Origin of the sequence: Tahibacter sp., from assembly GCF_035481375.1 — a bacterium.
Taxonomy (GTDB): Bacteria; Pseudomonadota; Gammaproteobacteria; order Xanthomonadales; family Rhodanobacteraceae; genus Tahibacter.
Genome location: NZ_DATIGT010000227.1, coordinates 1 through 13,409 on the forward strand (window position 1 = coordinate 1; position 13,409 = coordinate 13,409).

General features: G+C 70.1%; 8 protein-coding genes and 1 pseudogene. 5 read left to right on the plus strand and 4 right to left on the minus strand.

What is annotated here, in order from left to right:
- Positions 1–735 (minus strand): hypothetical protein (locus VLF18_RS14835; RefSeq protein WP_325280411.1); only part of this gene is annotated, 735 nt, incomplete at its 3' end.
- Positions 736–912: 177 nt separating this feature from the next.
- Here VLF18_RS14835 and VLF18_RS14840 point away from each other — a divergent pair.
- A pseudogene (locus VLF18_RS14840) lies at positions 913–1,230 on the plus strand (RebB family R body protein); the annotation flags it as partial.
- A gap of 401 nt (positions 1,231–1,631) precedes the next feature.
- Here the strand turns inward: VLF18_RS14840 and ppc are convergent.
- A complete protein-coding gene (gene ppc / locus VLF18_RS14845) occupies positions 1,632–4,358 on the minus strand; it encodes a phosphoenolpyruvate carboxylase (protein WP_325280412.1) in 2,727 nt (908 codons plus the stop codon).
- Positions 4,359–4,600: 242 nt separating this feature from the next.
- On the opposite strand from ppc, the gene VLF18_RS14850 reads away from it, so the two are divergent.
- A complete protein-coding gene (locus VLF18_RS14850; protein ID WP_325280413.1) occupies positions 4,601–5,158 on the plus strand; it encodes an ECF-type sigma factor in 558 nt (185 codons plus the stop codon).
- On the plus strand, positions 5,155–7,923 hold the full coding sequence (locus VLF18_RS14855; RefSeq protein ID WP_325280414.1) for a serine/threonine-protein kinase: 2,769 nt from the start codon (positions 5,155–5,157) through the stop codon (positions 7,921–7,923). Before VLF18_RS14850 ends, VLF18_RS14855 begins: the two co-directional genes overlap by 4 nt.
- A 34-nt stretch (positions 7,924–7,957) precedes the next feature.
- On the opposite strand, the gene VLF18_RS14860 is transcribed toward VLF18_RS14855, so the two are convergent.
- Positions 7,958–8,575, minus strand: a complete 618-nt coding sequence (locus VLF18_RS14860) for a hypothetical protein (protein WP_325280415.1) — start codon at positions 8,573–8,575, stop codon at positions 7,958–7,960.
- A 235-nt stretch (positions 8,576–8,810) separates the two neighbouring features.
- Between VLF18_RS14860 and VLF18_RS14865 the strand changes: the two genes are divergently transcribed.
- Positions 8,811–10,178, plus strand: coding sequence for a hypothetical protein (locus VLF18_RS14865; RefSeq protein WP_325280416.1), 1,368 nt, complete (start codon positions 8,811–8,813; stop codon positions 10,176–10,178).
- An 86-nt stretch (positions 10,179–10,264) separates the two neighbouring features.
- On the opposite strand, the gene VLF18_RS14870 is transcribed toward VLF18_RS14865, so the two are convergent.
- Positions 10,265–11,629, minus strand: a complete 1,365-nt coding sequence (locus tag VLF18_RS14870; protein WP_325280417.1) for a glutamate--cysteine ligase — start codon at positions 11,627–11,629, stop codon at positions 10,265–10,267.
- A gap of 142 nt (positions 11,630–11,771) precedes the next feature.
- Here VLF18_RS14870 and VLF18_RS14875 point away from each other — a divergent pair, with 142 nt between their 5' ends.
- Complete coding sequence (locus VLF18_RS14875; protein ID WP_325280418.1) at positions 11,772–13,355, plus strand: peptide ABC transporter substrate-binding protein; 1,584 nt, start codon at positions 11,772–11,774, stop codon at positions 13,353–13,355.
- Positions 13,356–13,409 lie beyond the last annotated feature (54 nt).

A 13,409-nucleotide genomic window follows, 5' to 3' on the forward strand; every position in this document is an offset into this window, starting at 1 on the left:
CCGCTGCATCACCTGCGACAGCCACGCGAGCCGCGCCGGAGGCACCGGCTCCGTCGATGCCGGCGGCCTGGGCAGGCGCGCCATCGCACGATAGATCTGCCACGCGAACGCGAGCGTCGGACGCAGCAGGCCGCGGCTGTCCCGATAGACCTTGCGGCGCTGCACGAGCGAAGCCACGCGCTGCGCGTGCAGTGCGTCGGCCAGCCAGGCTAGCGCCGCGTCATCCGCGCCGGACGGATCGACCGTGCCGTGGCGCGCGCACGCGGCGCGATGCGCCTGCCATTGCGCGGCGAGATCGGCGCCGCCGATGGTCTGCCCGATGATCCGCTCGTCGCTCAGGACTTCGGCAAAGGCATCGAACGACTCGCTGATGCAGTGGCGCCCGTCGGCGAGCCGGCACATGAACACGGCGGTGAGCCGGTTCGGGACGGCCGGCGACGACGGCGCGAACAGCCAGAGCACATCGCCGTGTTCGCGCTGGCGCCAGCTGGCGACGGGCTGTGCGAGCACGCTGCCGTCGGGGCTGTCGAGCAGATACCAGGCCGGGCCTTCGAAACCGAGCGGATCGAGTTCGGCAGCGGCCTGCGCATACAGGTCGGCCATCGCCTCAGGGACGCGCGGCGCCGCGATGCGCCGCATGCGCAGTTCGGGAAACGTCATCGACAGCAGCGCGCGCACGCGCTGGAGCTGCAGCAGCAGGAAGACGGCGAAGACGAGCGCGATCAGATCGAACATGGCGGGCGGCGCGGCGGGGATCGCCGATTGTCGCCGGACCGGACAGCCAGCGCACGCCGCGCGACGCCCGGCCGCGGCGATAGGGGCCGGCGCCCGACTGCGCTTCGCAGCAGACGCGCCGCAACGCGTTTGCGGCAGAATCCACTTCGCTGCACATCCTAGCCGAACGGAGCCGTCATGCCCGAGACCGTCAATCCCCAGATCACCGACGCGGCCGTGACCGCGTTCCCGACTCCCGTGAATTCGCAGATCACCGATGCGGTGACGCAGGCCAACGTCAAGGTCGTCGCCGAAGCGCCGGCGATCGCGATGGGTTCGATCTACCAGAGCCTCGCGCATTCGACCGGGATCCTGTTCGAGAACGCGGTTTCGCAGCAACAGCAGCAGAACGCGCTGGCGCAGGCCGCAGCGAACCAGGGCGTCATCCAGATCTATTCCGTCGACACGCAGTCCGACGCGGCCGGCACGGCACCGCTGATGCGCGCCGATGCGGCATCGCCGAACGCCCCGCACGAAGCGGCGCGCAAGGCCATGGCCGCCGTCAACAGCCAGATCACCGACGCGGTGAAGTTCTCCAACGAACAGACGCTGAAACACAGCGGCGACGTCGCCTACGGCGTGCGCGCCGCCTGCGACGCGCTGACCTCGTCGATCGAACGCATCAACCACGCGAACCAGCAGAACCTGCTGCAGACCGTGAAACTCGCCGCCCGCGCGGCCTGCCTCGCGGCGATGGTGCGCGAGCCCGAGAAGGCCGGCGCGTATCGCGACGTGCTGGAGGCGATCGACGCGTTGTAATGGGGACGGGAACGGGGAATCGTAGAGCGCGAAGCAATCCATTCCCACCCGATTCGAAGCGGCAGCTCCTGCTGCTGCGATTCCCGATTCCCGGCACCTCACCCCGTGTTCTGCACTCCCGCCGCGATCCCGTTGACCGTGGCGGCGAGTGCGAGGAAGAGTTCGCCGTCCGGACGGTCCTGCGCGCGCCAGCGTGCGAGCAGGTCGACCTGCAGCAGGCTGATCGGATCGACGTAAGGGTTGCGCAGGCGGATCGACTGGCGCAGGCGGCGATCGCCGGCGAGCAGATGGCCGGCCTGCTTGAGTTCGAGCACGGCGGCCAGGGTCAGGCCGAATTCGGCGACGATCGGCGTGTGGAATGCTGCGTGCAGCGGGCCGGCGAGCTGCGAATAACGCGCAAAAATATCCATGTCGCTTTTTGCGAGCATCATCTCGGCGTCGTCGATCAAGGTCGCGAAGAACGGCCAGTCGCGCGTCATCTCGCGCATCGCGTCGATGCCGTAGCGGCCGATCGCGTCGGCCAGCGCGGTGCCGATGCCGTACCAGCCGGTCAGACCGGCGCGGTTCTGCGACCACGCGAATACCCAGGGAATCGCGCGCAGGCTGGCGACGCCGCCGGCGCCGCCGCGCCGCGGCGGACGCGAGCCCATGCGCAGGCGCTCGATGACGTCGATCGGCGTGGCGGCGCGGAAGTAGTCGGGAAAGCGTTCGGCCTCGTGCACGAGCGCGCGATAGTGGCCGCGCGACACGTCGGCCATGTGCCCGACCATCTCGCGCCATTGCGCTTCGCGCGGCTCGGCCGGACGCGGGCGCAGGCTCGCGCGCAGCACCGCGCCGGTGGTCTGTTCGAGGTTGCGCAGCGCGAGCGCGCGGATGCCGTATTTGCGATGGATGACTTCGCCCTGCTCGGTCAGGCGCAGATAGCCGTCGACGGAGCCGCGCGGCGCGGCGATCACGGCGCGCTCGGTCTTGCCGCCGCCGCGGCTGATCGAGCCGCCGCGGCCGTGGAAGAACGCGATGCGCACGCCGCTGCGCTGTGCCAGTTCGGTCAGCAGCACCTGCGTGCGCTGCAGCGCCCAGCGCGAGGCGAACAGGCCACCGTCCTTCGCGCTGTCGGAATAGCCGAGCATGACCATCTGGCGATTGCCGCGCGCGGCGAGATGCTCGCGATACAGCGGATCGGCGAACAGCTGCTCGAGCACGTCCTGCGCGGCGCGCAGGTCGGCGATGGTTTCGAACAACGGCGCGACGTCGAGCGGAACGCGTCCCTCGCCGTCGGCGCAGCCGGCGACGCGCGCCAGCGCGAGCACCGCGAGCACGTCGGCTGCGCTGCGGCTCATGCTGATGATGTACGGGCCGATCGCGTTGTCGCCGTAGCGCTGCCGCGCCTGCGCGACGGTGCGGAACACGGCCAGCGTGCCGGCCGCGGCGTCCGTTTCGGGTTCCGGCACGGTCGCCGACGCGATCGTCGCGGCCAGGCGTTCGCGCCGCTGCGCCGCATCGCGCTGCGGCCACTGCGCGTCGGCGAACAGCGCGGCGAGCGCGAGGTCGTGCGCGCCGGATTCCTGGCGCAGATCGAGCGTCGCGAGATGGAAGCCGAACGTGTCGACGCGCTGCAGCAGCTGGCGCAGCGCGAGCCAGCCCGCGTGCTCGCCGCGGTGCGCGCGCAGGCTCGTCGCGATCAAGGCGAGGTCGGCGCGGAATTCGGCGGCATCGGCATAGCTCTCCTCGCGCTCGTTCGCGGTCGCCGCAAGCCGCGCGCTGATCAGGCTCAGCAAATGCCGATACGGCATGTCGGCGTAGCGCGCCTTGAATTTCGCGGCTGCCCTGGGCAGCCGCGCGCGGTAGTCGGCGAGCCGCGCGAGCACGGCCTCGTCGACGCTGACGCGCGAAATCGACTGGCTCAGCAGGCGCTCGAGCTGCGCGATCTCGCGCCGGTAGGCGGCAAGAATCTGCGCGCGCTGCGCGGTCAGTGCAGCGCGCACGGTGTCGGCACCGACGTTCGGATTGCCGTCCATGTCGCCGCCGACCCAGGTGCCGAAGCGCAGCAGCGCCGGCACCGGCGGCACCGGACCGAGTTCGCCGAGGACGTCTTCGAACACTTCATAGAACACCGGCAGCATCGGATAGAGCACGTCGGCCAGGAAATAGCTGACGTGGTCCATCTCGTCCTGCACCGTGGGACGTTCGTTCGCGGCATCGGCGGTCTGCCAGCCGGCGCTGAGCGCGAGCCGCATGCGTTCCTGGTCCGCGCGCCGTTCGGCCGGCGTACGCTGCCGGTCGATGTCGGCGATCAGGCATTTGACGAGCACCTGCTCCTTGTCGAGCAGCGAACGCCGCACAGCTTCGGTCGGATGCGCCGTGAACACGGGCTCGATGCGCAGTCGCGAAATCAATGCGTGGATCTCGGCCGGCTCGACGCCGTCGCGCACGAGGTCGCGCACGACGTCGCGCAGGCTGCCCGGCTGCGGCGCGGCGCCGGCGCGCTCGTAGTCGCGGCGGCGACGGATGCGGTGCACGCGCTCGGCGATGTTGATCGCCTGGAAATAGGTCGCGAACGCGCGCGCGAGGTCGGTCGCGACGTCGGCGGGCGCGGCGAGCAGCGACGCGAGTTCGGCAATCGGCGCCTGCTGTTCGCGCCGCCGGATCGCCGCGGCGCGCACGCGCTCGACGAGCGCGAGGAAATCGCCGCCGAGCTGGTCGGCCAGGATCTCGCCGACGAGCGCGCCGAGACGCTTGACGTCTTCGCGCAACGCCTGGTCGGCGCGCGGGAACTCGACGTGGCGCAGGGTATCGCCGGAAACGGTTTCGGGATTCGCGCTCATCGATCGCACCTGCGACGGCAGAACCGCAGGAATAGCCCGTGGCGCCTCGTACTGGCAAGCGTACGATCGTCGCACGTTAGGACGATTGGTTATGCGCGGCCGGAACCGCCGCGCCCGCTGCTGCGACGTCGGAGTTCGCCCGCGGGCTCGTTCCGGCCCGTGTGCCGCGCGCCCACCAGCCTGCGAATGCGCTTTACCTGTACGCGGCATCCTGCTTGACTCTCGTCCAGGGGGAGGGGCGCATGGCCGACGCCGTCGATATCACGCAGCAGCTCAATGCCGCCCGCGAGGGCGATGCCGCATCGCTCGATGCGCTGTTTCCGGTCGTCTACGAAGAACTGCGCCGCCTCGCGCGGCGCGAACTCGCGCGCGAACGTGCCGGCCACACGCTGCAGCCGACCGCGCTCGTGCACGAGGCCTATCTGCGCCTCGTGTCGCAGCAGGCCGCCGGCTGGTCCGGCCGCGCGTATTTCTTCGGTCTCGCCGCGAGCATGATGCGGCGCATCCTCGTCAACCACGCGCGCGACCGCGTCGCGCAGAAACGTGGCGGCGGCGCCGTGGCGGTAACCCTGTCGCAGGCCGACGACCTGGCCGACGGCGCGCTCGACGTCGTCGAATTGCACGAAGCGCTCGAAGGACTCGCGCAGCTCGACGAGCGCCAGGCGCGCGTGGTCGAACTCAAATTTTTCGGCGGCCTCGAAATCGAGGAGATCGCCGACACGCTCGATGTGTCGCCGGCGACCGTGCGCCGCGACTGGACCATGGCCCGCCTGTGGCTCGCGCGCGAGCTGGCCGGATGAGCGCGCCGCTGACGCCGGAACGCTGGCAACGCCTGCAGGACGTGCTCGCCGACGTGCTGGAGCGCGCACCGGCCGAACGCGCCGCCGCGCTGCGGGCCGCCTGCGGCGACGACGCGGCTCTGCTGGCCGAGGCGCAGAGCCTGCTCGCGCATGACGGCCAACTGCCCGAGCGCCTGCCGCCGTCGGCGTTCGCGGCACTCGCCGAAGCGGCCGACGAGAGCGCCGACGGCTGGCGAGGCCGGCGCATCGGCGGATTCGTGCTCGAGGACCTCATCGGCAGCGGCGGTTCGAGCAGCGTCTATCGCGCGCGGCGCGCCGACGACTTCGACCAGATCGTCGCGATCAAGCTGCTGCGCGGCCACGATCCGGCGAGCCTGCGCCGCTTCGCGCGCGAACGCGGAATTCTCGCGAGCCTGCATCACGCGCACATCGCGCGGCTGTTCGACGCCGGCAGCACGCCGGACGGCACGCCCTACCTCGTGCTCGAGTACGTCGAAGGCCGCACCTGGGATCGCTGGCTCGCCGAGGAGCGGCCCGATCTGCGCCGCCGCATCGCGCAGTTCCTGCTCGTCTGCGACGCGGTGGAGCACGCGCATCGCCGCCTGCTCGTGCACCGCGACATCAAGCCGGGCAACCTGCTCGTCGACGCGAACGAGGTGCCGCGGCTGCTCGACTTCGGCATCGCGGCGCTGCTCGACACCGGCGAGTCGACCGTGACGCGCGAAAGCGGCGCGGCGTTGACGCCGGCCTATGCGGCGCCGGAGCAACTGCGCGGCGAAGCCGTCACGACGGCGACCGACGTCTACGCGCTCGGCCTCGTGCTCTACGAAACGCTGAGCGGGCGCCATCCGTTCCGCAAGTCCGGCGATACCGAACGCGAGCTGCTGCGCGCGATCACCACGCGCGACGCACCGCGGCCGAGCCAGCAGTCCGGCGGCGACAACGGCCTGCGCGCGTCCGATCTGCGCGGCGATCTCGACAACATCGTGCTGACCGCGATCGAACGCGAACCGGCACGCCGCTACGGCTCGGTGCGCGAACTCGCCGACGACCTGCGCGCCTGGCTCGCCGGCCGGCCGGTCTCGGCGCGGCCGCAGACCTTCGCCTATCTCGCGCGCAAGTTCGCCGCGCGCAACCGCGCGGCCGTGCTCATCGCGGCCAGCGCGGCGGTCGCGCTGCTCGCGGCCAGCGCCACGGCGCTCTGGCAGGCGCGCGTCGCCGTGCACGAACGCGAGCGCGCGCAGCAGCGATTCGCCGATGTCCGGCGCTTCGCGAACAATCTGCTGTTCGACTATCACGAGGGCATCCAGAAGCTCGCGGGCTCGCTGCCGATGCAGGAACGCCTCGTGCGCGACGGCATCGACTACCTCGAACGCCTGCGCGCCGACGCCGGCGACGACGCCGAACTCTGGCGCGACATCGCCGCGGGCTATCTCAAGGTCGGCGATCTGCAGGGCAATCCTTACGGTTCCAACCTCGGCGACTTCGCCGGCGCGGCGAAGAGCTACGACCAGGCCGACGCCGCGCTCGCGCGGACCGAAGCGCGCGACAACGGCGCGGCGACGCGTGCGCTGCGTGCGCGCCTGTGGATGCGGCGCGCCTACCTGAGCTACCAGAACACCGCGCTCGACGACGCGCGCAAACACACGCAGGCCTCGCTGCGCGCGTTCGCGGCGCTGCAGGCGGAACGGCCGGACGACCTCGACGTGCTGCTCGAATACGCCGACGGTCTCGATCTGTACAGCGAACTGATCGGCACGCGCGGCGACGACGGCAAGCCCGATCCGGAAGGTTCGCGCGAGCAGCAGTTGAAAGCGGCCGGGCTGCGCGCCGCCGCGCTCGCACGCGATCCCGACAGCAAGCGGCTGCGCTACGCGGTCTACACGAGCCAGCAGCGCGAAGGCGCGTACTGGGCGGGCCGCGGCGACATGGTCCGCGCGGAAGCCGCGCTGCTCGATGCGCTGCGGCGCATCCGCGAACTCGTCGCCGGCGATACGAACGATACCTACCGCCAGCGCGAGATCGGCGTCGTGCTCGTGCGTCTCGTGCAGGTGCAGGACGCGCAGGGCAAGCTCGACGCGTCGGTCGAATCGGCGCTCGCATCGCTGCGCCACATGGAAGCGCTGCTCGCGCGCGATCCGGCCAACGACTCGATGCGCGAAGGCGTGACCTCGACGACAGGCTGGGCCGCGCGCCAGCTCGTCAAGGCGGGCCGTCACGCCGAAGCGCTGCCGATCGTCCGGCGCCAGATCGAGGTCAACGAGGCGCGCCTGCGCGACGCGCCGGACAGCGCGGAGATCCGCTACAACCTGTCGCTCGCCTACCGGCGGCTCGGCGAGCAGCGTGCGGCGGCCCACGCCTATGCCGAGGCGATCGACGCGCACCGCAAGGCGCTCGCGATACAGCGGGAACTCGCGTCGCTGTCGGCGGGCTATGCCGCCGGCGTCGCGCTGTCGCTGCATCACATCGGCCGCGCCGAAGCGGGCGCCGGCCGCATCGCGGCGGCGCGTTCGACGCTGTCCGACGCAACGCAGCAGCTCGCCGCGCTCGTCGACGCGAAAAGCGTCGTCGGCTACGACGAGGATCTCGCCGACGCCTATGTCTCGCTCGGCGGCGCCTGGAGCGCCGCGCCGCGCGACGCAACGCGCGCGAACGCCGCCTACGCGCGCGCGATCGCGATCTGGGACGCACTCGAACGCGACGCTTCGCTGCCGGAGAACTCGGCCGCGAAGCGCGAACGCGCACGCCGCGCGATGGCGCCGTGAGCCGGAGCGCGGCGCCGTCGCGGCATGAGCCGCGTCAGAGCGTAATCGTGATCGAGACGGAGTTGTTGCTGCCGGCGATCGAGTTGTTCAGCGTGGTCGCATAACCGCTGCAGGCCGTCGAGGGTACCGGCGGAATCGTGATGCCGCTGCCGTTCATCGTCGCGGCAGCGGCGTTCCACGTGCCCTGCGCGCTGAACAGGATCGGCCCGAAGATGCAGTCGTTGCCGAGCGGCACCGGAATGCCGGACACCGTCGCCGAATACAGCTGCAGATAGACGTTCGTCATCTGGATGCTCGCCGCATTCGGGTTGGCGAGCGCATTCGTCGACGTGCCCTGGTGGAACAGCTGCGTGTTCAGCACGACGAGGCCGAGGCCGTTGACGTTGGACTGCACCGTCGACGGCGGAAAATAAAATATGCCGCCATAGACCGCCGGCGACGCCTGATGCGCGCTGTTGGCGAACGAGCCGGCCGGAAACGGCATCGGAAAACCGTTGATCGCGAACTGGCCGCTCACCGGCCGGCCTTCGATCTTGTGGCGGAAGATCTTGTCGGGCAGCGTGCCTTCGACCGCATCGGTCTGCGCCTGCAGCGGCAGCGTGGCAACGAACAGCACGAGCGCCGTCGCGGCGCGGAAACGACGAATGGTCATGGATTCCCCCAGGAAACGTGATGAGCGGGCGCGGTCGCCGCGCGGGATCGGGTGATCCGGCGCTGCCGTCCTGGTCTGCTCACGCACGGAATCGCGATCAAAGCGCTCATCGCCCCGGCCCGCCGCGACGGCGAGCCCGGCGCCTCCATCAGCCGGCGTTTTCACGGTTCGACCCGGAATTGCGTATTTCCAGGCCGGGCCGGCAGGAAGTCGGCCGCCAACCTTGGGGGTTTCCATGTTCAAGTCTCTACTGGTGCTGCTCGTCGCGGTCGCTGCGGGCGTCGCCGTGCCGGCCGGTGCGAATATCAACGGTTCGGTCGACACGACCTGGGGCGGGCCCGAGGCCGGCCGCGTGCGCGTGCCGTTCAATCTCGGCGGCAGCAACTACGATGCCTTGCTGCGGATCCGCGCCCTCGCCGACGGACGCCTCGTCGCGATCGGCGCGGCGACGACCGGCGGTGCGCGTCAGATCGCGGTCGCCGTGCGCAAGGCGGACGGTACCGCCGACACGTCGGTAGCGCCGAACGGCCGCTATGCGATTCCGGTCACGGGCGCGGTGTCGAGCGTCGACACGGCCGCGGCGATTGCGCCGGACGGCAGTTTTTATGTGATCGGCCGCGCGCCGAACCTGCAGCAGATGCGCGTCTGGCACTTTGCGCTGGACGGCACCGAGCTGTCGCCGCCGCTCGATATCGGCGCCGCCGGCACGACCTACTACCCGGGCACGGCCTATGTGGATTTCGCCGGGCGCCTCGTGCTCGGGGGATATCTCGGACCCAATGGCGCAGCCGAGTCCGACATCGACGGTTTCATGACCCGCCTCGTCGCCGGCGGCACCGGGCTCGACGTCAATTTCGGCGGCATCCGCACGCTCGCGTTCGATGTGAACCAGCGCGACGATGTCTTTGCGATCACGCCGGTCGGCGAGAACTATGCGATCTGCAGCCGTGTCGGCAATCTCGCCGGTTCGACCGATCTGCGCTTCGGTATTGCCTATGTCGCGCGCAGCGGCACGTTGCTGACGAGCTTCAACGGCACCGGCATGTACGTCGACCAGCTGTCCCTCAACGGCATCGCGGCCGAGTCGGCCTGCAACGACATCACGACCGTGCGCCAGAACGGCCAGACGCGCATCGTCATCACAGGCCGCGCGACCGCAGCGGGCGAGCTGGCACGAATCTATCTCCTCGCCGTCGGACTCGACGGACAGCTCGTCGCCGGCACGCCGCGAATGATCGACTTCGGCTATCCCGCGCGCAGCTCGAACGGCTTTCCGAGCCTGTATGCGGTACCGGGCGGCGACCGCCTTTATCTCGCGAGCTTCGGCATTTACGACACCAGCGGCAAATACACGGTCGTCGTCGCGCGGGTGGATGCGCTCGGCAACTACGATGCGAACTGGGGTGACACGGCAACCGGATCGCGCGTCGCCATGACGGTGCCGGCGATCGGCGGTATCCAGCGCAGCGTGCTCAACGCGGACCTGAGCTACGACGCCGGACGGCTCTACCTGGGCGCGAACGTCGAACTCGACGCGGGCGACTGGGATTTCGCGCTCGTGCGCTTCACCGGCGACACGATTTTCGCGACAGGGATGAACTGACCGGCGCAGCGGCCCGGCGGGTCGCCGGCGACTGCTGCCGGGCGTGTCGCGGCGGCGGCCCGGCGGCGCGTCTCTTGTTTATTTGTTTAATAGGCAAATTCGCGGAATACCGGGTCAACACTGCCGTTCCACGGCCCGTGGAACAGTTCGAGCTTGCGCTCGGCCGGTGTCTGGTTCGCATGGGCGAACTCGACCAGCGGTTCGATGAACACGGCTTCGCTCGCGCCGGTTGCATTCAGGCAGTTGCGGCGCGCGAGGCCGTGGCCGGCGATCTTCAGCGCTTCGAGCGCGAGTTCGCGCACCGTTGCGCCGCGAAACGGCAGCTTGAGGCCGTGGCGCGGCACGCCGTCGCGCAGCGCGTGACGTTCGGCGAGGCTGAAGTCCTTGACGAGATCCCAGGCCGCGTCGAGTGCAGCGTCGTCGTAGAGCAGGCCGACCCAGAATGCCGGCAGCGCGCAGAGCCGGTTCCACGGACCACCGTCGGCGCCGCGCATCTCGAGATATTTCTTGAGGCGCACTTCCGGAAACGCGGTCGTCATGTGATCGGCCCAGTCCTTCAGCGTCGGCGTCGCACCCGGCAGTTCGTCGAGCTTGCCGTCGAGGAACTTCCGGAACGAGCGGCCGGCGAGATCGATGTAGCGGCCGTCGCGATAGCTGAAGTACATCGGCACATCGAGCAGGTAGTCGACGTAGCGCTCGTAGCCGAAGCCGTCCTCGAACACGAAGTCGAGCATGCCGGTGCGGTCGGGATCCGTATCGGTCCAGACGTTCGAACGGAAGCTCAGGAAGCCGTTCGGCTTGCCCTCGGTGAACGGCGAGTCGGCGAACAGCGCGGTCGCGATCGGCTGCAGCGCGAGCGAGACGCGGAACATCTTCGCCATCTGCGCTTCGGAACCGAAATCGAGATTGACCTGCACCGTGCAGGTGCGCGTCATCATGTCGAGGCCGAGACCGCCCTTGAGCGGCATATAGCGCTGCATGATCGCGTAGCGGCCCTTGGGCATCCACGGCATCTCGTCGCGCCGCCACTTCGGCTGGAAGCCCATGCCGAGAAAGCCGAGGCCGAGTTCGTCGGCGACGGTCTTGACCTCGCGCAGATGCGTAGTGACTTCGCAGCAGGTCTCGTGCACGTTCTCAAGCGGCGCGCCGGAGAGTTCGAGCTGCCCCGCCGGTTCCAGCGTGATCGAACCGAGGCCGCGCGTCAGCGCGATCAGATGGTCCTTCTCGAACACGGGCTGCCAGTCGAAGCGCTGCAGACCTTCGAGCAGTGCGCGGATGCCGCGATCGCCGTCATAGGTCGGCGGCCGCAGGTCGTCGAGACGGAAGCCGAACTTCTCGTGCTCGGTGCCGATGCGCCACTCGTCTTTCGGACGTGCGCCCGAAGCGATGTAGTCGACAAGCTGCTCGCGCCGCGTGATCGGGACTTCCTTGACCGCACTGGGACCGGACATACGGGGGCTCGCTGGCAGGAGGGATGCGCGACGTTGGGGCGGCGGCGGCGATCAAAAGGGGGTCGGATCCGACAGGCGCGCGTCTGCGCCGAAGCGAACGCGGCTTGCGCCGAGCCGGTCGATCGCGGAAGACTCGCGCCTCATGCCCGTCGCGCACCTTGCCCGTTATCTGCTGTCGGCGCTACTGCTGCCCGCGGCGGCGGCGGCGCAGGTGCTCGTGCGCGGCAACGGTCCCGAGCCGTCGACGCTCGATCCGCACCGCTGCCAGGAAGTCGCGTGCGGCAACATCGTGCGCGACCTCTACGAAGGTCTCGTGACGGAGGATGCCGCGGGCAACGTGATCGCCGGCGCGGCCGAGTCGTGGACGCGATCCGACGACGGCCTGACCTGGGAATTCCGTCTGCGCGACGGACTGCGCTGGTCCAACGGCGAGCCGCTCGACGCCACGCAGTTCGTCGCGAGTTTCCGCCGTGCGCTCGCGCCGCAGACCGCCGCGCCGATGGCGACGCTGCTGCGGCCGATCGCAAACGCGCGCGCGGTCGGTGCCGGCAGCGCGCCGCCCGAGACGCTCGGCGTCAGCGCGGTCGATGCGCGCACGCTGCGCATCGTGCTCGACGAACCCGTCGCACTGACCGACCGCCTGCTGCTGCCGATCGCGTTTCCGGTCTATCTGCCGGCGCTCGCGCAGTTCGGCGCGCAGCACACGAGGCCGGGCCATCTCGTCGGCAACGGCGCCTACGTGCTGCGGGCGTGGACGCCGCAGGCGACGATCGAACTCGAACGCAACGCGCGCTTTCACGCAGCCGGCGGCGTCGCGATCGAGCGCGTGCGCTTTGCCGTGACCGAAGACGCCGCGAGCGAACTCAAACGCTTCCAGGCCGGCGATCTGCATATCACCGAGACCGTGCCGCCGAAGCCGCTCGCGGCGCTGCGCGCGGAATTCGGCGATGCGCTGAACATCAGTCCGTATCTCGGCAGCTTCTGGCTCGGACTCAATCTGACGCGGCCACCGCTGCGCGGCAATGCGGCGCTGCGCGAGGCGCTCGTGCTCGCGCTCGACCGCGAGATCCTGACGCGCCACGTGACCGGCCTGGGCGAGCTGCCGGCCTGGAGCGTCGTGCCGCCGGGCGCGCGCGATCATGCCGTGCCCGCGGTCGACGCCGCGCGCTGGCCGCGCGAACGGCGCGAAGCCGCCGCGCGCGAACGCTACGCGGCGGCGGGATACGGCCGCGAAGAGCCGGTCGTGCTGGAGCTGCGCTACAACACCTCGACCGTGCACCGCAAACTCGCGCTCGCGGTGGCGTCGATGTGGCGGCAGACGCTCGGCGCGCGCGTCGTGCTGCGCAACGAGGAATGGAAGGTGTTCGTGCAGAACCGCCGCGCACGCGCGATCACGCAGGTGTTCCGCGGCGGCTGGATCGCCGACGTCAACGATCCGCTGGATTTCCTCGCGACGTTCTCGGGCAGCGACAATCCGCTGAACACGACGGGCTTCGCCGATGCCGGATTCGACGCGCTGCTGCGCCGCGCCGCGGCACTGCCGGCGGGCGCGGAACGCACCGGCCTCGTCGCCGCCGCCGAAGCGCGGCTGCTCGCCGCGCATGCAGTCGTGCCGATCTACTTCTATACGTCCAAACATCTCGTCGACGCGCGCCTGCACGGGTTCGCGGCGAATCCGCTCGACCATCACGCCTCGCGCTGGCTGCGCTGGAAGGACCCGCCATGAACGACGCGCGCGCGAACGACGACGGCGCAGCGCGCAGCCGGTTCGGCGCCGCGC

Coding starts and splice junctions, on each gene's coding strand:
- VLF18_RS14855 (WP_325280414.1), top strand. CDS start 5,155: ATGAGCGCGCCGCTGACGCCGGAACGCTGGCAACGCCTGCAGGACGTG.
- VLF18_RS14875 (WP_325280418.1), top strand. CDS start 11,772: ATGCCCGTCGCGCACCTTGCCCGTTATCTGCTGTCGGCGCTACTGCTG.
- VLF18_RS14860 (WP_325280415.1), bottom strand. CDS start 8,575: ATGACCATTCGTCGTTTCCGCGCCGCGACGGCGCTCGTGCTGTTCGTT.
- VLF18_RS14865 (WP_325280416.1), top strand. CDS start 8,811: ATGTTCAAGTCTCTACTGGTGCTGCTCGTCGCGGTCGCTGCGGGCGTC.
- ppc (WP_325280412.1), bottom strand. CDS start 4,358: ATGAGCGCGAATCCCGAAACCGTTTCCGGCGATACCCTGCGCCACGTC.
- VLF18_RS14870 (WP_325280417.1), bottom strand. CDS start 11,629: ATGTCCGGTCCCAGTGCGGTCAAGGAAGTCCCGATCACGCGGCGCGAG.
- VLF18_RS14850 (WP_325280413.1), top strand. CDS start 4,601: ATGGCCGACGCCGTCGATATCACGCAGCAGCTCAATGCCGCCCGCGAG.